Source organism: Mesorhizobium sp. B2-1-8 (assembly GCF_006442545.2).
In the GTDB taxonomy this organism is placed as follows: domain Bacteria; phylum Pseudomonadota; class Alphaproteobacteria; order Rhizobiales; family Rhizobiaceae; genus Mesorhizobium.
Genome location: NZ_CP083952.1, coordinates 4,087,914 through 4,106,164 on the forward strand (window position 1 = coordinate 4,087,914; position 18,251 = coordinate 4,106,164).

The window sequence follows — 18,251 nt, forward strand, 5'->3', positions numbered from 1 at the left end:
TTGACGCAAGGGTAGACAAAGACTGCCAGCGTGATGGCCCGATGCTGACGGATGAAACCCGCCGCTCAGGCGCCGCCGCACATATGCTGCGAATCCGGCAGAGCCCAGGAGCCTTTCGCGACGAGGTCGACGGAGTAAAAGACCCGGCCACGGTCGTCGTCCTTGGGGCAGTCCCTGGGAATCGAGATCAAGCACATGACGACGGGATCGCCGACCTTCGAGGCGGCCAAGCCAGCCTCGCGATCATAGGAGACAGCGCCGCCACCATTGGTGAACGTGGCCGCGCTGCCCGCTTCGGGAGCGGCTGTTTCCAGCGGATCGTCGCCGAGCCGCGTGGTCAGCGTCTCGATGTGCGTCGATGCGCATTGGCCGATCGCCGAGGGCAGGGGCCGATCGTTATCCCCGGGGTTTCGAACGGCGGCTTCGAGCGCCTTCTTGCCAATCAGCGCGATGTTGTAGTCCTGCACCCAGGAAGGCCCATTTCCATAGGTCTGCAAGGCGTTGTTGAGCGCGCTGACGATACAGGCCGTATCGCTCTTGCAGGCATTGCGGTCGGCGATCAGCCCGCGGGCAATCTTGCGCTTGTCGCCGCCGAACGCCGGCTCGAAACCCTTGAACGCCTTCGAAACCAGCAGATCGATCGCCGACAGCTGCGGGTCGGCGCAGATCGCGTTTTCCGCAGGCAAAGCAGCCTTGGCGCAGTCGAAGGATGGCCCATCGGCCCGTGCCGGAGAAACGGCAAGGAAGCCGCCAGCTAGGACGATGGCGAGTACAGACAGAAAATAGGTTCTAATGAAACATCGCATCATGGCCCCAAGCCAAGAGGATTGCCCAAGGCGCGGCCCCGCACCGGCGCATAACATACTCCAGGATGGACAATTTGGGCGTCCGTTTCGTCGTTGAGAATGCCCGTAGGCAGCGCATTCGCGACGAGGATGTTCAACGAACTCTATTTTGGTTCGGCCGTCACAGGATCGAAGACGATTTCGACCTTTGCCTTGTCCGAGGTGTAATAGATGACGGTGTAGCCGTCCTTGTCCCAGTCGACCTCTTTCACGTAGCGAAATCCGTTACGCTGCTCGACCTTGGCGATGATCTCCGACAGCTTCTTGGCATTTGGTGGCGGCAGCGGATTTTCATCCGCGGCGAAAGCAGGCCCGGCGAAGAGAAGAACGGCGACGGAGGTCGCAAGCAGAAATCTGGACATGGTTTTCCCTCAAGTTTCGACGGAGGGAAACTCGCTGGTGTATCGGTTGGTTCCGGAGAGCAAGGAACCGTTCGACCCGGGCCGACATTTGTCTCTCGTCCCAGTAACCTTTTGTCTTGCGTGCCAGCAAGCTTTCAAGAGAATTTGGTCGCGACCGAACATCCAACGATTTCTTCAAGTTGGATGGTGGGCGATGCAGGGATTGAACCTGCGACCCCACCCGTGTGAAGGGTGTGCTCTCCCGCTGAGCTAATCGCCCGCTCGTTGCCCGAAGGCCAAGCGAGCCGCGATATAAGGGAGGCCGGCCCGTTAAGTCAAGGCGGTGTCTGGTGTTCCCGCACAGATCGGATTTGCGGTCCCGCCATGGCCCGTTCAGGAGAGATTTTCATCGCCGGCGCTCAGTGTGCGGCGGCGCCGATCAGCCCTTGCGCCAGATCGAGCGTCAAAGCATCAAAATGCGATATCACCGCCGAGGGCTCGAACTCGCGCACATGACGGTCGGTGTAGCCGAAGTCGACGGCGACGACAGGAATGCCGGCGGCCTTGGCGGTGTCGATATCGGTTTGCGAATCGCCGACCATCAAGGCGCGGTGCGGATCGCCGCCGGCCAGTTTGATGGTTTCGATCAGGTGGCGCGGATCGGGCTTGCGGAACGCGAACGTATCCTGTCCGGCAATTGCCGCGAAATGCCTGGTCAGGCCGAGCGCCTCTATCAGCGCCAGCGAGTTGGCTTCGTATTTGTTTGTGCAGATGGCCAGCAGATAGCCGGCCTTCTCAAAGCGGGCGATCGCCTCGATCACGCCGGGGTAGGGGCGGGATTTGCCCGGAATATTGTCGGTGTAGTGATCGAGGAACAGTTTCAGCAGCCGATCGTGCTCCTCGAGCTTGAGGGATCGTTGCTGCGCGGCATGCGCCCGTTCGATCATCACCCGGCCGCCATGGCCGACGAAGCGTTTGAAGCCGGCCTCGTCGACGGCCGCCAGTTCGCTGGCCGCCAGGCTGTGGTTGAGGCTGTCGAGCAGGTCCGGCGCCGTGTCAATCAGCGTCCCATCGAGATCGAACACGATGATCGGGCGACTCATGATCCATCCTGAGCAGGTTTGTGCATCGGCAGGCGATAGCGGCTGCGACGCGTTAAGGCAAGCAGACTGGTGGCGCCGTCGCCGAGGGCTTTGACCCGACCTGCAAAAATGCTAGGAGCCCGAAACGCCAAAGCGCGTCGCGTCGAAACGGACCCATGTGACGCGCTTTTGGTCTTTGTTTCATGCATGTCGTTTTCCCAGAACCGAGGTCACTTTTGGGCGACATGCATCAGGTTTCGGGGCAGCAAGCAGTATGGATGCCAGACAATTGAAGGTCGAGGCCGCGCGGGCCGCCCTTGTCCATGTCAGCGACGGCATGCGGCTTGGCATCGGCACCGGCACCACCGCGGAGGAGTTCGTGCGGCTGCTGGCCGACAAAGTTGCCTCCGGCATGACCATAACAGGCGTGCCAACCTCGGAACGCACTGCTGCGCTGTGCCGCGAACTCGGCGTGCCGCTGTCGACGCTGGAGGAAACACCCGAGCTCGATCTCACCGTTGACGGCGCCGACGAGGTCGATCCGGAGCTGACATTGATCAAGGGCGGCGGCGGCGCATTGCTGCGCGAGAAGATCGTGGCCGCGGCCTCGCAGCGCATGATCGTCATCGCCGACCGTTCGAAGATGGTCGAGACGCTCGGCCGGTTTCCTCTTCCCATCGAAGTCAACCGGTTCGGCCTGCGCGCGACCGAGATCGCCGTGGCCATGGCGGCTGGAAATCTCGGCCTTTCCGGTCCGGTGACATTGAGGATGACGGGAGGCCAGCCTTTTGTTACAGACGGCGGCCATTTTATCCTCGATGCATCTTTTGGCCGCATTCCGGATACAAGAGCGCTTTCGAATGCTCTCCACGCCATTCCTGGCGTGGTCGAGCATGGTCTTTTCATCGGGCTGGCGTCAGCGGCCATCATCGCCGGCGGCGACGGTATCGAAACTGTCCATGCCGCCCGAAAACCAGGGAGTTCTATCGATCATGACGTTGCATAACCGGGTTCGCCGTCTTTCCGTCCTCGTGGCGGCTTCGGCCGTCTTCGCGTTCTCCTCGCCTGTCTTCGCGCAGGACGTCACGGAATCGCATCTGAAGGCCGCACGCGCGGCAGTCGCTGCGATCCACGCGACCGACCCGTTCGACAACATCCTGCCGCAGGCCGCCGCGGCGCTCGAATCGCAGCTCATCCAGAAGAATCCTGACATGCAGGAGCTGATCGGCAAGACGATCAACGAGAAGGCGCTGGCGATGGCCTCGCGCCGCGCGGATCTCGAGAAGGAAGCGGCTCTTGCCTATGCGAAGGTGTTTTCCGAAAAGGAACTCACCGACATCGCGGCCTTCTACAGCTCCGAGTCGGGAAAGAAGCTGCTCGACAGCGGCCCGACCGTGACGCGCGACCTCGTCAAGGCCGCCGACATCTGGCAGAACGGCGTAGCTCGCGATCTTGCCCAGCAGGTCGGCGAAACGCTGGCGGCGGCAGCAAAAGCGAAGGCGCCGGCTGCGCCTGCGCCCGCCGCCGATGGCGCCGCTCCGGCCGACAATGCGGCACCGGCGGATGGCGCCGCACCCGCGGACGGTTCGGCTCCTGCCGACGACACGCAGAACTGATCCTGCATGTCAAACGCGGCCTTTGCGGCCATCTGTAAAGCCCGGCCTGTCCGGGCTTTTCTTTTGGTGGTTTGCGGCCTACCTGTCACTCACATTTTTGGCGTTCAAGGAGCCGCTTCATGGCCGGTTATGATTACGACCTCTTCGTCATCGGCGGCGGCTCCGGCGGGGTGAGGGCGGCGCGGGTCGCGGCAGTGCTCGGCAAGCGCGTCGGCATCGCCGAAGAGTACCGTTTCGGCGGCACGTGCGTCATCAGGGGCTGCGTGCCCAAGAAACTCTATGTCTATGCTTCGCAATTTCCCGAGCATTTCGCCGACGCCGCCGGCTATGGCTGGACGGTGCCGGAAGCCAGTTTCGACTGGCGGACGCTGGTCGCCAACAAGGACCGCGAGATCAGCCGCCTGGAAGCGATCTACAAGAAGAACGTCGAGGGCTCGGGCGGCGAGGCCTTTCATTCGCGGGCGATGATCGTCGACCCGCACGTGATCCATCTCCTGAGCGAGGACCGCACCGTCACCGCCGATCAGATCCTGATCGCCACCGGCGGCCGTCCGGCGGCGCATCCGGCACTGCCTGGGCATGAACACTGCATTTTCTCCAACGAGGCGTTCGACCTCGAGGAACTGCCGAAGGCGATCATGATCGAGGGCGGCGGCTATATCGCGGTCGAGTTCGCCAACATCTTCCACGGGCTCGGCGTAGACACCACGCTGGTCTATCGCGGCAAGGAAATTCTTGGCCGCTTCGACATGGACCTGCGGCGCACGCTGCATGAGACGATGGAAAAGAAGGGGATAAAAATCCTTTGCCATTCCGTCTCCGAATCGGTCAGCAAGCGACCGGACGGGCGGCTCGACGCGCAGCTCATCAGCGGGCAGGTGCTGACGGTCGACCAGGTGATGCTGGCCATCGGCCGTATCCCCAACACCGAGAATATGGGGCTGGAAGGCGTAGGCATCGAGATGACCACCGCGACGGGTGCGATCAAGGTCGATGACTATTCCCGCACCAACATCGACAATATCTGGGCAATCGGGGATGTCACCAACCGCGTGCAGCTGACGCCGGTGGCGATTCACGAAGCCATGTGCTTCGTCGAGACGGCGTTCAAGGGCAATCCGACGGCGCCCGACCACGACACGATCGCGACCGCGGTCTTTTCGCAACCGGAAATCGGCACGGTCGGCTTGTCGGAGGACGAAGCCGTCAAGCGTTTCGCCGATATCGAAATCTACCGCGCCAGCTTCCGGCCGATGCGGCACACGTTGTCGGGCCGTGACGAAAAGATGCTGATCAAGCTGGTCGTCGACGGCGCTTCGCGCAAGGTTCTCGGCGCCCACATACTGGGGCCGGATGCCGGCGAAATGGCCCAGCTGCTCGGCATCCCCCTGAAGGCGGGGCTGACCAAGGATGATTTCGACCGCACCATGGCCGTGCATCCGACCGCGGCAGAAGAGCTCGTCACCATGTACAAGCCGACCTATCGTGTGAAGGACGGCGAGCGCGTCTGACGCGCCGCCGCCAGCCTTGGCCGGCGGCTGCAGTCCAACCGCTACAGCAACGTGCCGCGCAGGATGACCAGCGCCACCGAGAAATAGATCACCAGTCCGGTGACATCGACCAGCGTGGCGACAAACGGCGCGGATGCGCTGGCCGGGTCGAAACCGATCCGTTTCAGGGCGAACGGCAGCATCGATCCCGACAGCGAGCCGAAGGTGACGATGCCGACCAGTGCAGCACCAACCGTCGCGGCAATCAGCGGCCAATGCGGGCCATAGTCGTAGAAGCCCATATATTGCCAGAGCACGATGCGGCAGACGCCGACCACGCCGAGCATGGCGCCAAGCACGAGGCCGGTGGGCAATTCGCGCAACGCCACCCGCCACCAGTCGCGAAGGCCGATCTCGCGCAGCGCCAGCGCGCGGATGACCAGCGATGTCGCCTGCGAGCCGGAATTGCCGCCGGAGCTCATGATCAGCGGGATGAACAGCGTCAGAACGATCGCTTTCTCCAGCTCGCCCTCATAGCTTTGCATCGCATTGGCCGTCAGCATCTCGCTGATGAACAGCGCGCAGAGCCAGCCGCCACGCTTCTTGATCATGGCGAGGAAGCTCATCTTCATATACGGCTCGTCCAGAGCCTCCATGCCGCCGAAGCGATGCACGTCCTGCGTGGTCTCCTCGATCATCGTGTCGATGATGTCGTCGATGGTGACGATGCCGAGAATCTTGCCGTGGTCGACCACCGGAACGGCGAGCAAATCGTATTTGGAGATCGTCTGCGCCAGGTTTTCGCGGTCGGTCAGCGGGCTGACCGTCACCGGCATGCGGTCGGGCGCCACCGACAGGATCGAGTCATCAGGCTCACCGGTGATGAGCCGGCGTAAACCCGTCGACCGCACCAGGAGGTGTGTCTGCGGATCGACGATGTAGATTGCATAGATGGTCTCGCGCGTCCGCTCGACCTTGCGAATGTAGTCGAGCGTGCGCCCGACGGTCCAGTCGGAGGGAACGCTGACGAACTCCGTCGTCATGATCGAGGCGGCGCTGCCTTCGGGATAGCCCAGAATGGAAAGCAGGGTCGCGCGCAGTGGCGGGGCCAGTGCGCCGAGCAGCTCGGAGCGTGCCGGCTCGTCGAGCTCGCGCAGGATGTCGGCCGCACGGTCGACGGACATGGCGGTGAGCAGCCTACTCGCCTTGGGACGAGGCAGGGCCTCCGCCAGTTCGGGCGCGCTCTCGAGCTCAGGCTGATCGAATATCTCGACCAGCCGTTCGAAGGGTACAGCGCAAAGCAGCTCCGTCGCGGTTTCGCGCGATTCACGATTGAGCGCCTCGACAACGTCGGCGACGTGATCATTGGCGAGGATGCGGGCGATGGCGACGGCCTCGTCGTCCGCTACGGGGAAAAATTCGTTCATGGCTCACTCCTTGCCATCCGGCAGGACATGAACCATTCAGGTCACGTCTAGGCGGACGGCGGTTGCGTTCGACTGTGACTGTCGCCAGGCATGGCGCGGTGACCTTTCCGCTTGCGGGTTCGATTTTGACTGTCTGCAAGCCGGCGCAACATAGGAGCGCGCCTTGCCGAGTCAATCGCGGTGAGGGAGGAAAACAGTGCCGAACGGCGCTGATCGCAAGACTGTGATCACTGTCCGCCGTTTGACGCGGCAAGTCCCGGTGACATCACCGTTATTTCTGCTTCAGCCGGCGCGAGAAACGCGTCCATTTGTCCTCGACCGGCCTTGGCTGGGCCAGGATCGTGGTGAGTTCGAGGGGCAGGCTCGGGGCGAGCGGCTTCTTCGTGGCGACGCCGTCGGCGATCAGGACCATCGAGTGGTAGAACTCGGTGCCGGCAGCCGATCTCGGCGCCACGGCTTCGTGCATGACGCTGATCACCGTCACATCGGGGCAGTTGTCCTTGATGGCCTGGTGGAAGGCAATCTTGCCGTCAGGGTCGAGAGCACCGGTCGCCTCGTCGAGGAACAACAGTCCCGGTTGTTGCAGTATGATACGAGCCACCACCAGCTTCTGTTTCTGGCCGCCCGACAGGACCTGATCCCAGCTTTTGCCCTCGCGGCTTTCATTGGCGATGTGTTCGATGAAATCGCCAAGGCCAGCCTTGTGCAGCGCCGACGCGACCTGGGCATCGCCATGGTCGCGTTCGGAGCCCGGCAGGCAAACCAGCTGCTTCAAAGACACCTGCGGCAGCTTGACCTCCTGGGCGGCATAAAAACTCTTCACGCCCTCGGGGAAGACGATGGTGCCGCGACCATAGGGCCACAGGCCGTTGATCGCCTTGATCAGCGAGGTCTTGCCGCAACCGGATTCACCTTTCAGGAAGGTCCATTCGCCGCGCCGGAAGCGCAGGTTGGCGGAGCTGAGGAAGGGCGTCGCGTCCTCGCCCTGATGCGCCAATTCCAGCTTCTGGATGGTCAGGCCGAAAACCGGATTCTGGCTGGCGTAGTGGAAATCGGAACGGCCGCTCTGGCTGTAAAATACCTGTGGGTGCTGGACATTCTCGATCGCGTTGGCGAGCTCCGTCACACGCTGGCTGTTGGCGCGAAGCGTGGCGATAGCGGGCATGACATGGATAAACCACGAACACTGGCTGATGAGCTGGGCCACCATTTCGGAGCCGGTGATGTAGCCTTTATAGTCCAGGCGGCTGTGGATGAACGGCAGCAGGCCTGGAGCATAGGCTACGATACGGGCGCCGACGAAGTTGTAGATCAGCTCGAACGACATATAGCTGGTGTTGACGACATTCAGCCGTCCCCAGGTGCGATCGATGTCGACGTAGAGCCGGTCGTGCATCATTTTCTGCACGCCCTCGCCATGTGAGGCGGCGACATGGAAACTGCGGCGCAGAAATGTCGTCAGTTCGCTACGATAGCTTCCCTCCGCCTTCTGCATGCGAATATTGAGACGTTCCAGCAGGCTGCCGAGCTTGACTGCGATCCAGGTATTGAGGGGCACGTAAGTGGCGACCGCGAGAAGGGCGAGAATAGCGCTGCCGTAGCTGCCAAGGAACTCCAGACCTTTGACCTCCACGGACGATTGCAACAGGTTCTGGCCGATAAAGTAGAGCGAAGTCGCCAACCCCAGCACGCCCATGGCGAGGCCGATCGCACCGCCGGTCATGTCCTTGATCGATTCCTGGATGCGCTGGTCGACATTGTCGGGCGCAACGATGCCGCCGTCCGCGGCACCATGTTGAGCATGGAAATGGGTATGGTTGCCGTCGAGCAGGGCCTGGTTGAATTGGTCGTTCAGCCAGCCACGCCATTTGCGGTGCAAGGTTGCCGAGACGAGATTGCGTATACCGGTAAAGCCGGCATCCTTGAGCAGGACCAGCAGTACCAGTACGCCGGCGTTGGTCAGGATTGTCTCCAGCGGGCGGGTGTTGGCTGCGTCGTGCAGGAAGGCGATCGAATTCACCAATTCGCCCGAAGCCACGGCGAACCACACGCTGGCCTTGCTGGACAGCGCGGTGAGCAACGCGATCACCAGCGTCAGCGTCCAGGCTTCCTTCCAGCGGTCCGAGACCCAGTAGGCTCGCATGAGCCCCCAGAAATTGCGCATCGAGGATACCGGCGTCAAATACGACTGCCCTGCGGCGTCGCGGTGTAGTCCATCCGGTACTGACTCTTGCGATCGTCTGCCGATCCGAATCACGATCCCGCCCAAACCTTTTTTGTTTTGTTACGGATGGTAACACCAATTGATCATTTTCTCTTAATTTTAAACCCGGCCGACCGGATTGCCGCCGCGGCCGTTGCCCCGAGGCAACAGATCGATGGTTGGATTGCCATCGAAACGACTGACAAAGATCCGGAAATTTCTATTGATTTCAGTCTGTTGGAACCCACGAACCTTGCTGCGGTCCACCTTCCCCAAGGGAAGCTTCGTACACGGCTTTGTGAATCAAAAAACGTTTGGGCTGGCGGATTTTCTTATTGAGCACAGACCAAAACTCCGGAAAGCACGCCGTTCTTGACGTCTGATTCCTTGACGTCGTCGTCCTTGCCGGAGCGACGTCGCCAGGTGGCGCTACGGAAACAGTTTGGCGTGCAAGATCATTCTCCGTCGACCAAGGAGTCGACCTGCACCGGCGCCCAACGGCCACGGATTTTCGTCAGCAAGGCTGGAATGATAGTGAGACAGCGTCCGCTCATGTTGTCGGCGGAGGAAGCTGGCCTCAGCCGGCCTTCTCCAACTCCCCACGCGCCTTGGCGGCCGCGACCTGACGGATCGCATCAGCCAACGTGTCCGCGTCCTGCGCGCCCATCACGGCATATTTCCCCTCGAGCAGGAAGCACGGCACGCCTGTGATCCCCATGCGCGAAGCGGTGGCGATTTCCGTTCGAACCGCCTCGACATCGGCATCGCTCGGCAAGAGCGTTTCAACGACCGAGGCGTCCATGCCGGCCTCGCGGGCAGCTTCGACCAGCACGGTGTGGTCGCCGATGTTGACGCCTTCCTCGAAATTCAGCTGGAACAGGCGGCGCACCAGCCGGTTCTGAACGTCCTCGCCGGCGGCACCGGCCCAGCGTATCAACCGATGCGCGTCGAGCGTATTCGGCGCCACCTTGATGGCGTCGAAGGCAAAGGAAATGCCCTCGGCCTCGCCAAGTGGTTCGATGCGGGCATGAATTTCGCGAATGCGCTCGTCGCTGCCGAACTTGGCCAGCATGTATTCGCGGCGGTCCTTGCCTTGCGGCGGAATGGTCGGATCGAGCTGGAACGGCCGCCAGCGTATATGCACTTCGACATCTCCGGCCGCGGCGACCGCCTTGTCCAGCCGTTTCTGACCGATGAAGCACCACGGGCAGACGACGTCCGACACCACATCGACGGTTATGGCGTTCGCTTCGCTCATCTCTATCTCCGGATTTTCAGTTCGGTTTGCGCCACCAGGTCGGCAGCTGGTAACCGAATATGGGCGTCTTTCGCGGATGTTCCAGATAATTCCAGTAAGCAAGCCACTGCTGCGTGTTGTACTGCATCGGCACCATGTAATGGCCGGAGATCAGCAGCCGGTCGAGAACGCGAACCGCCGCGACGTAATCCTCCTTCGAACGGGCTCGCAGCATTGCGTCGATGGCCGCATCTATCGCCGGATCGGCAACGCCGGCGAGATTGAACGATCCCTCGGTCCTGGCCGCGGCGGACGACCAGCGCCCGATCTGCTCGATGCCAGGGGACAACGAATTGTTGAAGCCGCTGGAGCCGATCAGCACCTCGAAATCGAAACGCTGCTTGCGCGACTGGATCTGGTCGCCGTCCAGGCTGCGAATGCTGACATTGATGCCGATCTTCTCCAACGTGCGCTGATAGATGCCGGCCAAACGCTCTTCGTCCTGCGAGGCGGTCAGGATCTCAAAGCCGAAAGGTTTACCGTCGGGATCGAGCATCGTGCCATCGTTCACGTGGTAGCCGATGCTTTTCAGAAGATCGAAGGCGGTCTTCAGCACCTTGCGGTCCTGGCCCGAACCGTCCGTCACCGGCGGTTTCCAGGTGCCGTCCATGACGTCGGCCGGCACGCGGCCGGGGTAGGGCGCCAAAAGTGCCTTTTCCCTGTCGTCAGCCGGATGGCCGAGCGCGGAAAGCTCGGAATTCTGCCAATAGCTCATCGTGCGGGTGTACTTGCCGCCGAACAGATTCTTGTTGGCCCATTCGAAATCGTAAAGCATGCCGAGTGCGCGCCGAACCACCGGGTTGGAAAACTTCGGCAGCCTCGTGTTGAACAGAAAACCGGTCACGACGGGCGGAATGCCGGTGTCGAAGGTTTCAGAAACCACGTCGCCCCTATGGAAGGCGGGAAAGTCGAGATCGCGCTCGCGTTTCACCGGATCGCCGTCGTCGTCGATGGCGCAAAGGCCCTTCTTGAAGGCTTCGAGCTTGGCGTTGGCGTTGAGAAAATACTCGATGGTGATCTGGTCGTAATTGTCGAAACCGCGCTTGGCGGGAACGTCCTTGCCCCAGTAGTCGGGGTTGCGCTTGAAGACGATGCGCTGGCCAGGCGCCACCTGCGCGATCCTGTAGGGACCGCTGCCGATCAACGGCTTCAGCGTCGTCTTGTCGAAAGTATCTATGTCGAAAGCGTGCTTGGGGATGATCGGCGTCAGCGCGATGATCAGCGGAAACTCACGATCGGCCTTGTCGTTGAAGGTGAAGCGCACGCTATGGTCGCCGGTCTTTTCGAGCTTGGCGATCCTGGCCATGCGATCGCTGTAGGGTGGCCGGCCTTTCTGCGTATAGGCATCGTAAGTGAACAGCACGTCTTCCGGCGTCACCGGCTGACCATCCGACCATTTGGCATTCGGGTTGAGATGGAATTCGATGCTCTTGCGCTCGGGGTCCATGTCGGCGGTGTCTGCCAGAAGTCCGTAGAGGGTAAAAGCCTCGTCGGCACTGCGCTGCATCAGCGGCTCGAAGACTAGATTGCCGAAGATCGTGTCCATCATGCCGCGCGCCGTCGTGCGCAGGCTTTTGAGGATGAAAGGGTTCAGATTGTCGAAGCTGCCGACGACGCAATAGGTGATGCTTCCGCCCTTCGGCGCGTCGGGATTGACGTAGTCGAAATGGGCATAGTCGGGCGGCAGGGCCGGTTCGCCCTGCATCGCGATCGCGTATTTCGGTTCCGACAGCGCCGGTGACGACGACAGGGTGAAAAACGATATTGCGGTGACCAGCCAAACAAGAACGCGGCCCATGACCGTCTCCTTAACAGGTCGGCTTGATGATTCGGTCCGCACCCTAGCATGCGGCAACTGCGTGGCGGCCAATGGCGTCATCAAGAAATACAAGTGGGCGGGCTGGATTCGACACCGCTTGCAGTGTAACACGCCGTCCGAAGTCATTCTGTTGCCTCATTTTGGCAACAGGTAGGCGGACCACAGGGCACGAAGAAGCCGGTCCCGGGATCATTGAGAGGAAGTGCACGACATGACGAGCCTGAACAGCAACGCGTACCGCCTGTCGGTCATGGCCGCAGGCGTGGTTGGCTTTCTCTGCGCAGGACTTCCGTCTGCTTCCGCGCAGCAGCAGCCGCAGATTCCGCAGGGCTGGTTCAAGGCCTGCACCAAGCAGGAAGACGTCGACATCTGCAACGTCCAGAACATCGTCACAGCTGGCAACGGCCAGCTCGTCACCGGTGTCAGCCTGATCGAGCTCAAGGGCAAGGTGAACCGCAAGGTGTTCCAGGTGACGGTCCCGACCGGCCGCCTCGTGCCTCCCGGCATCGGCCTGCAAATCGACGCCGGCAAAGCGCAGAAGCTCGACTATGTCATCTGCTTCCCGGATCGTTGCGTGGCCGAAGTGCCGCTGACGGACCAGCTCGTCGCTTCCTTCAAGAAGGGTCAGGGGATCACGCTGACCTCGATCAATTTCCAGAACCAGGCCAATCCGATCAAGATCGCGCTGCAGGGTTTCAGCGGCGCCTATGACGGCCCCCCACTGCAGCAGTCGGACATCGAGGACCGGCAGAAGAAGCTTCAGGACTTCGTCGCCAAGAACAACCAGGACTTCGCCAAGAAGCTCAAGGACGAGCAGGACAAGGCGAAGACCGCCAATTGATCCGCCATCGGGTCATTATCGGGTCAAAAAAAGCGGGGTCATGCCCCGCTTTTTTCATGTCTGGTCGTTCCCGGTAGGCCGGAAGTCAGTGCCTGGACTGCCGTTTCGGCGCGTAGCGCCCATCCGGCTTCTTGTCGAACATTTCCTTGATTTGCGGATGGCGGACGGGTTCTCCCGACTGATCCTCGAGCAGATTCTGCTCTGAGACATAGGCGATGTATTCGGTTTCCGAATTCTCAGCGAGCAGGTGGTAGAACGGCTGGTCCTTGCGTGGCCGTACGTCGGCGGGGATGGCTTCGTACCATTCGTCGGTGTTGGCGAATTGCGGATCGACGTCGAAAATGATGCCTCGGAACGGGAACAGCCGGTGGCGAACCACCTGTCCGATCGCGAATTTGGCCGTTTTCATCGTACTCACCACTGAATTCCTTGACTTTATTTGGCGCAGACTCCGCATCAATTCAATCCCGAGCGTCCGAGCGCCTTCAAAATAGGCGGAATGCGCAACAAAGGTTTTGATGAACGTCGCGATACCGCGGCACAGCCCGCAAAATCGCTACCGCTGCCGCGTCGGCTTCCGCAGGCCGCCCGCAAGCGCCGCGAAGCCGCTGCCCGGACGCAGCCCTTCGCGCATGAAAAAGGCGCGAAGCGGTGCAAAACCACCAAGCACGCCGAGACCGACGCCACGCGCCATCTGCGCCGGCAACATATCGGAAAGGAGCGACACATTGAGCAGATTGACCGCGCTACTCCGCGCGAGGATGTCAGGCCGGCGTTTGAAATCGTAGGCCGCGAGGGCCTTGGAAGCGCCGGGGTCTCCGCGATTTTCCGCTGCGATTCCAACCAGGTCGTCGATATCCCTGATGCCTAGGTTGAGGCCTTGCGCGCCAATCGGCGGGAATACGTGCGCCGCTTCGCCGACAAGCGCCACCCGTCGCGCCGCGAAACGCAGAGGGGTCACCGTCGATAATGGATAAATCTGGCGGCCCGGCTCCACGGTTACCCGGCCCAGCATCGACTGCATCTGTTTTTCGATCCGCAAAGACAGCGTTGCGTCGTCCAACGCGGCAAGCTCCTTGGCAGTCTCGGGTTTGACCACCCAGACAAGGCTGGAGCGATTGCCCGGCAGCGGAACCTGCGTGAACGGGCCGGTCTCGGTATGGAACTCCGTAGAGGTGAAGCCATGCTCGCGGCTATGGCCAAAATTGAGGACGAGCGCCGCCTGAGGGTAGGCGCGCGCCGCCGTCGAGATGCCCGCCGCCTCGCGCGCCGGCGACAGGCGGCCGTCGGCAGCGACCGCAAGCGATGCATCGATCTCGCTGCCGTCGGCCAGCGTGGCATGAGCCTTGGCGGCGCCGAGATTCCAGGTCTTCACCATCGATCTGCGCCATTCGATCCCGGAATGCGCGGCCACCTTGCCGGCGAGCGCTGGCCCGAAGACGCTGTTGGGCAGGTTCAGGCCGAACTGTTCCTCGTCGATTTCGCCGGCGCGGAAAGTGACGACGGGGCTGCGGATCAGCCGGCCGGTCGCATCGACAATGCGCATCACCTTCAACGGTGCGGCCTGGGGCCTGATGTCCTGGAGCACGCCCAGCCGTTCGAGCACCTTCAGGGCAGGTGTCATGAGCGCCGTGGTGCGGCCATCGGGAGCCGAAACCTCAGGCCCGGCGATCGTCACCGGAAAGCCGGCATCGGCGAAGGCAAGCGCAGCGATCAATCCCGCCGGCCCCGTGCCTGCGATCAGTATCCGCGCTGTTTCCTGATGCTCCAAGGTCGGCTTCCAGCTTGCTGCGCGAGGCGGCCATCAGACCTGCCAGTCGAGAGACGCATATAGGGCAGATCATGCGACTTGATCAACGCGGCGATTCGGCCCATTCGAGTGTCATGACCGGCCAGCAGGATGATTTCAGCCACCTCGATCGCGCCGGCCGCGCCACGGCAAACGTCGCACGCAACCCACGCTTGACGATCAACGTCGTCGTCGGTGCAAGCATCGCGATGGCCTGGCTGCTGCTTGCCGCGATGGCGATTCGTAGCGCCGAAGCCCAGATCGGCGCGCCAGGCGACGCTTTGTTGCGTAACTTGCCGCGACTGCCGTTACCGGCCGTCCTCGAACGGTTCTTCGCGCTCTGCCTTTCCCCGGCGCCGCTGGACGCAAGCATCGGGCCGCGTACCCTGGCGCTCATCCTCATGTGGTTTCTCATGGCCATCGCCGCGATGCTGCCATCCGCGGCGCCAATGATCCGAATTTATTGCGAGATCGCCGATACAGCGCGGATCAAGGGGGAGCCGGTCGTCCATCCGCTGGTGCTGTTTGCCGGCTATATCTGCGTCTGGCTTGCCGCCTCGATGCTGTTTGCGGCACTGACACTTGCCGTCCACGCATTCGCCGCCTCCGGGGGAATATTCGATCCGGTGCTTGGGGTTGCCGGTGGGCTCGCCTTGCTGGTTGCCGGCCTCTACCAGTTCAGCGGCCTCAAGGAGGCCTGTCTGACGAAATGCCGGAACCCGTTCTCGATCCTGTTTTCGAGCTGGAGCGCGAGAGCCATCCGCGTCTTCCGGCTCGGCGTCGCGCAAGGCATCTGGTGCCTGGGATGCTGCTGGGCATTGATGCTGGTGATGTTCGCAGTCGGCGTGATGAATGTCTTCTGGATGGCGCTGATCGGCATGTTCACCCTGATTGAAAAACAGGCGACGGGTAGTCTTCCAACCCGGCTGGCTGGTGCGATACTGCTTGTCTGGGCAGCCGCGCTGCTAGTAGTCTCGCTATGAGTGGGGGAAGTTCGATGGCAGATCAGAGCTGGGCAATGAAAGGAGAGCTCGTACTCTCCTGCAATTGCACGGTTTTTTGCCCTTGCGTGCTGTCGCTTGGCAGTCATCCTCCGACCGAGGGCTATTGCCAGACCTGGGCGGGTTTTCGTATCGACGCCGGCCATTTCGGCGAGGTCGACCTCTCCGGCCTCAATCTTGGGCTGATCATGGAAATCCCCGGCTACATGAGCCGCGGCAACTGGACCGCGGGCCTGTTCATCGACATCAGGGCCTCGGTCTACGCGGTCAAGGCTTTGACCAAGATCTTTACCGGCAAGGCCGGCGGGACGACGTCGCTGCTCTCGATCCTGGTCGGCAAATTCCTGGGCGTCGAACAGGTGCCGATAACCTACGAGACGCGGGACAAGACGCGTATTTTCCAGATACCGAAGATCATCGACGGGGCAGTCACGCCAATCGCGGGCAAGGACCGCGAGAAGGATACGGTGATCACGAATTCCGAATACTGGATCGCGCCGGAGATCATCGTGGCGAGGTCCGACAAGAGCAAGATGCGGGCCTTTGGCCGCAACTGGAATTTCGGAGGCCGCTCGGCCGAAATCTGCAAGCTGGATTGGCGGGGTCCGTGAGAAAGAACACAAAGGCCCGCAAGATCGCCGGGAAGATCACCGACCGGATTCCGCGGCCGAAGAAGAAGGTCACCTGGCCGCAGGCGCGCGCGTTTTCGGTGCATCTGCTGACCGCCTCCGGTTCGTTCCTGGCTTTCCTGTCACTGGTCGCGGCGAGCGAGGAGCGCTGGACGGCCATGTTCTGGTGGCTCGGACTGGCGCTGTTCGTCGATGGTATCGACGGGCCGATCGCCCGGAAGCTGGAGGTCAAGGAAATCCTGCCGACCTGGTCCGGCGAACTCCTCGACAACATTATCGACTATGTGACCTATGTGCTGATCCCGGCCTTCGCGCTCTATCAGCGCGGCTTCATGGGCGAAGGCTTGTCGTTCCTTTCGGCTGCGATCATCGTCGTCTCCAGCGCGATCTACTACGCCGATACCGGCATGAAGACGAAGGAGAATTTCTTCAAGGGATTCCCCGTGGTCTGGAACATGGTGGTGTTCACGCTGTTCGTCATCGAACCGGGACAATGGGTTTCCTTCGCGGTGGTGGTGGTGGCCGGCATTCTGACTTTTGTCCCGATCAACTTCATCCATCCGGTGCGGGTGGAGCGGCTGCGGCCGATCAATCTCGGCATGACGCTGTTGTGGTGCGCCTTCGGCGCGCTTGCGCTCGCGCAGGCGGCGCTCGCCGCCTTCTATGACCAGATCGGCGTGCTGGGCGAGCAGGTCAGCACGTTCACCAAGATCGGCATTACCGTTACCGGGCTCTACCTCGCAACCATTGGCGGTCTCATGCAGTTGTTTCCAAACCTCGGCGCCAAAAAGGCCTGACCAGCCGCTCCTCAAGGAATCCCGTCCATGTCCAAAGCGATCCGCATCCACGCCAATGGCGGCCCGGAAGTCCTGACCTATGAAGACGCCGATCCCGGCCAGCCGGGTTCGGGACAGATCCTGATCAGGCATACCGCGATCGGTCTCAACTTCATCGATGTCTATCATCGCTCGGGCCTCTATCCGCCGCCCGGCGGGTTTCCGCTCATTCCGGGCAGCGAAGCCGCCGGCGTGGTGCTGGAAGTCGGCCAGGCCATCGAATGGCTGAAGCCCGGCGACCGGATTGCCTATGCCGTGACGACGGGGGCTTATGCGCAAGAGCGCGTCATCGATGCCAGCAAGGTCGTCAAGGTGCCGGACGGCATCAGCGACGAACAGGCCGCCGCCATGATGCTGAAGGGCATGACCGCGGAATATCTCTTGCGCCGGACCTTCAAGGTGAAGGCAGGCGACACGATCCTGTTTCATGCCGCGGCCGGCGGCGTCGGGCTCATTCTGGGCCAATGGGCGAAGCATCTCGGGGCGACGGCCATCGGCACCGCCAGCTCTGCCGACAAGATCGAACTGGCCAAGGCACACGGCTTCGCTCATGTCATCAACTACAAGGAACAGGATTTCGTCGCCGGCGTGGCCGCAATCACAGGCGGCGGGAAATGCGACGTCGTCTATGACTCGGTCGGTAACGACACATTTCCGGCCTCGCTCGACTGCCTCAAGCCGCTCGGCATGTTCGTCAGCTTCGGCCAGTCCTCGGGACCCATCCCGCCGTTTTCGATGTCGCTGCTGGCGCAGAAGGGCTCGCTGTTCGCAACCAGGCCGACGCTGTTCGTCTACAATGCAAAACGTGAGGACCTCGACGCCTCCGCCGCCGCGCTATTCGAGGTTGTGCTCAGCGGTGCGGTCGAGATCAAGATCAATCAGCGCTACGCGCTGAAAGACGCGGGCAAGGCACATCAGGATCTCGAGGGACGCAGAACGACAGGCACGACCATCCTGGTTCCCTGAGGACAGTTTGCCTTGGTTTTTAGCGTCCTGCCGCAGCGGCGGGCATGGTTTGCACGAAAAGCCGGCCAG

General features: G+C 61.7%; 18 protein-coding genes and 1 tRNA gene. 9 read left to right on the plus strand and 10 right to left on the minus strand.

The features are described 5' to 3' along the window. Window positions 1–65: 65 nt before the first annotated feature. From FJ970_RS19950 to FJ970_RS19965, 4 genes are all read right to left on the minus strand, one after another. Window positions 66–809, minus strand: a complete 744-nt coding sequence (locus FJ970_RS19950; RefSeq protein WP_227791859.1) for a lysozyme inhibitor LprI family protein — start codon at window positions 807–809, stop codon at window positions 66–68. 140 nt (window positions 810–949) lie between these two features. Then, window positions 950–1,207 carry a PepSY domain-containing protein gene (locus FJ970_RS19955; RefSeq protein ID WP_140758695.1) on the minus strand — a complete coding sequence of 86 codons (258 nt, stop codon included), beginning with the start codon at window positions 1,205–1,207 and terminating at the stop codon, window positions 950–952. A 184-nt stretch (window positions 1,208–1,391) separates the two neighbouring features. Continuing rightward, window positions 1,392–1,466 (minus strand) — tRNA-Val (locus tag FJ970_RS19960). Between the two features lie 139 nt (window positions 1,467–1,605). Next, window positions 1,606–2,289 carry a phosphoglycolate phosphatase gene (locus FJ970_RS19965; protein WP_140758694.1) on the minus strand — a complete coding sequence of 228 codons (684 nt, stop codon included), beginning with the start codon at window positions 2,287–2,289 and terminating at the stop codon, window positions 1,606–1,608. A gap of 253 nt (window positions 2,290–2,542) precedes the next feature. Here FJ970_RS19965 and rpiA point away from each other — a divergent pair, with 253 nt between their 5' ends. The 3 genes from rpiA to gor all read left to right on the plus strand — a co-directional run bounded on the left by rpiA (window position 2,543) and on the right by gor (window position 5,395). After that, window positions 2,543–3,274 (plus strand): ribose-5-phosphate isomerase RpiA, encoded by a 732-nt coding sequence (gene rpiA, locus FJ970_RS19970; RefSeq protein WP_140758693.1) that lies wholly within the window; start codon window positions 2,543–2,545, stop codon window positions 3,272–3,274. Then, window positions 3,261–3,884, plus strand: a complete 624-nt coding sequence (locus FJ970_RS19975; protein ID WP_140758692.1) for a DUF2059 domain-containing protein — start codon at window positions 3,261–3,263, stop codon at window positions 3,882–3,884. The genes rpiA and FJ970_RS19975 overlap by 14 nt, the downstream gene beginning before the upstream one ends. A 119-nt stretch (window positions 3,885–4,003) precedes the next feature. Continuing rightward, entirely contained in the window at window positions 4,004–5,395 is a 1,392-nt protein-coding gene (gene gor / locus FJ970_RS19980; protein WP_140758691.1) for a glutathione-disulfide reductase, read from the plus strand. A 41-nt stretch (window positions 5,396–5,436) separates the two neighbouring features. Here gor and mgtE read toward each other — a convergent pair whose 3' ends face one another. Both mgtE and FJ970_RS19990 read right to left on the minus strand, forming a co-directional pair. Continuing rightward, a complete protein-coding gene (gene mgtE / locus FJ970_RS19985) occupies window positions 5,437–6,801 on the minus strand; it encodes a magnesium transporter (RefSeq protein WP_140758690.1) in 1,365 nt (454 codons plus the stop codon). Window positions 6,802–7,072: 271 nt separating this feature from the next. Beyond that, window positions 7,073–8,965: an ABC transporter ATP-binding protein/permease gene (locus FJ970_RS19990; protein ID WP_181178565.1), complete on the minus strand. Its 1,893-nt coding sequence runs from the start codon at window positions 8,963–8,965 to the stop codon at window positions 7,073–7,075. A 66-nt stretch (window positions 8,966–9,031) separates the two neighbouring features. Between FJ970_RS19990 and FJ970_RS19995 the strand changes: the two genes are divergently transcribed. After that, window positions 9,032–9,343 (plus strand): hypothetical protein, encoded by a 312-nt coding sequence (locus FJ970_RS19995; protein ID WP_181178564.1) that lies wholly within the window; start codon window positions 9,032–9,034, stop codon window positions 9,341–9,343. A 238-nt stretch (window positions 9,344–9,581) separates the two neighbouring features. Here FJ970_RS19995 and FJ970_RS20000 read toward each other — a convergent pair whose 3' ends face one another. Continuing rightward, a complete protein-coding gene (locus tag FJ970_RS20000; RefSeq protein ID WP_140758688.1) occupies window positions 9,582–10,262 on the minus strand; it encodes a DsbA family oxidoreductase in 681 nt (226 codons plus the stop codon). Window positions 10,263–10,278: 16 nt separating this feature from the next. Then, complete coding sequence (locus FJ970_RS20005; RefSeq protein ID WP_140758687.1) at window positions 10,279–12,099, minus strand: extracellular solute-binding protein; 1,821 nt, start codon at window positions 12,097–12,099, stop codon at window positions 10,279–10,281. A 232-nt stretch (window positions 12,100–12,331) separates the two neighbouring features. Between FJ970_RS20005 and FJ970_RS20010 the strand changes: the two genes are divergently transcribed. Then, window positions 12,332–12,961 (plus strand): invasion associated locus B family protein, encoded by a 630-nt coding sequence (locus tag FJ970_RS20010; RefSeq protein ID WP_140758686.1) that lies wholly within the window; start codon window positions 12,332–12,334, stop codon window positions 12,959–12,961. 85 nt (window positions 12,962–13,046) lie between these two features. Here FJ970_RS20010 and hspQ read toward each other — a convergent pair whose 3' ends face one another. After that, the gene (gene hspQ, locus FJ970_RS20015; protein WP_027142695.1) at window positions 13,047–13,370 is read right to left on the minus strand and encodes a heat shock protein HspQ; all 324 of its coding nucleotides are present in this window, start codon (window positions 13,368–13,370) and stop codon (window positions 13,047–13,049) included. Between the two features lie 147 nt (window positions 13,371–13,517). Further along, entirely contained in the window at window positions 13,518–14,732 is a 1,215-nt protein-coding gene (locus FJ970_RS20020) for a UbiH/UbiF family hydroxylase (protein ID WP_140758685.1), read from the minus strand. A 71-nt stretch (window positions 14,733–14,803) separates the two neighbouring features. On the opposite strand from FJ970_RS20020, the gene FJ970_RS20025 reads away from it, so the two are divergent. The 4 genes from FJ970_RS20025 to FJ970_RS20040 are packed head-to-tail and all read left to right on the plus strand — an operon-like array spanning window position 14,804 to window position 18,182. Beyond that, window positions 14,804–15,733 carry a DUF2182 domain-containing protein gene (locus FJ970_RS20025; RefSeq protein ID WP_140758684.1) on the plus strand — a complete coding sequence of 310 codons (930 nt, stop codon included), beginning with the start codon at window positions 14,804–14,806 and terminating at the stop codon, window positions 15,731–15,733. A gap of 14 nt (window positions 15,734–15,747) precedes the next feature. Continuing rightward, window positions 15,748–16,362 carry a DUF1326 domain-containing protein gene (locus FJ970_RS20030; protein ID WP_140758683.1) on the plus strand — a complete coding sequence of 205 codons (615 nt, stop codon included), beginning with the start codon at window positions 15,748–15,750 and terminating at the stop codon, window positions 16,360–16,362. Then, a complete protein-coding gene (gene pcsA, locus FJ970_RS20035) occupies window positions 16,359–17,177 on the plus strand; it encodes a phosphatidylcholine synthase (protein WP_181178562.1) in 819 nt (272 codons plus the stop codon). The genes FJ970_RS20030 and pcsA overlap by 4 nt, the downstream gene beginning before the upstream one ends. 27 nt (window positions 17,178–17,204) lie before the next feature. Next, window positions 17,205–18,182 (plus strand): quinone oxidoreductase family protein, encoded by a 978-nt coding sequence (locus FJ970_RS20040; protein ID WP_140758681.1) that lies wholly within the window; start codon window positions 17,205–17,207, stop codon window positions 18,180–18,182. Window positions 18,183–18,251 lie beyond the last annotated feature (69 nt).

Excerpts from the sequence above, each read along its gene's own strand:
- FJ970_RS19950 (WP_227791859.1), bottom strand. The coding sequence starts at position 809 with ATGATGCGATGTTTCATTAGAACCTATTTTCTGTCTGTACTCGCCATC.
- FJ970_RS19955 (WP_140758695.1), bottom strand. The coding sequence starts at position 1,207 with ATGTCCAGATTTCTGCTTGCGACCTCCGTCGCCGTTCTTCTCTTCGCC.
- FJ970_RS19965 (WP_140758694.1), bottom strand. The coding sequence starts at position 2,289 with ATGAGTCGCCCGATCATCGTGTTCGATCTCGATGGGACGCTGATTGAC.
- rpiA (WP_140758693.1), top strand. The coding sequence starts at position 2,543 with ATGGATGCCAGACAATTGAAGGTCGAGGCCGCGCGGGCCGCCCTTGTC.
- FJ970_RS19975 (WP_140758692.1), top strand. The coding sequence starts at position 3,261 with ATGACGTTGCATAACCGGGTTCGCCGTCTTTCCGTCCTCGTGGCGGCT.
- gor (WP_140758691.1), top strand. The coding sequence starts at position 4,004 with ATGGCCGGTTATGATTACGACCTCTTCGTCATCGGCGGCGGCTCCGGC.
- mgtE (WP_140758690.1), bottom strand. The coding sequence starts at position 6,801 with ATGAACGAATTTTTCCCCGTAGCGGACGACGAGGCCGTCGCCATCGCC.
- FJ970_RS19990 (WP_181178565.1), bottom strand. The coding sequence starts at position 8,965 with ATGCGCAATTTCTGGGGGCTCATGCGAGCCTACTGGGTCTCGGACCGC.
- FJ970_RS20000 (WP_140758688.1), bottom strand. The coding sequence starts at position 10,262 with ATGAGCGAAGCGAACGCCATAACCGTCGATGTGGTGTCGGACGTCGTC.
- FJ970_RS20005 (WP_140758687.1), bottom strand. The coding sequence starts at position 12,099 with ATGGGCCGCGTTCTTGTTTGGCTGGTCACCGCAATATCGTTTTTCACC.
- FJ970_RS20010 (WP_140758686.1), top strand. The coding sequence starts at position 12,332 with ATGACGAGCCTGAACAGCAACGCGTACCGCCTGTCGGTCATGGCCGCA.
- hspQ (WP_027142695.1), bottom strand. The coding sequence starts at position 13,370 with ATGAAAACGGCCAAATTCGCGATCGGACAGGTGGTTCGCCACCGGCTG.
- FJ970_RS20025 (WP_140758684.1), top strand. The coding sequence starts at position 14,804 with ATGCGACTTGATCAACGCGGCGATTCGGCCCATTCGAGTGTCATGACC.
- FJ970_RS20030 (WP_140758683.1), top strand. The coding sequence starts at position 15,748 with ATGGCAGATCAGAGCTGGGCAATGAAAGGAGAGCTCGTACTCTCCTGC.
- FJ970_RS20040 (WP_140758681.1), top strand. The coding sequence starts at position 17,205 with ATGTCCAAAGCGATCCGCATCCACGCCAATGGCGGCCCGGAAGTCCTG.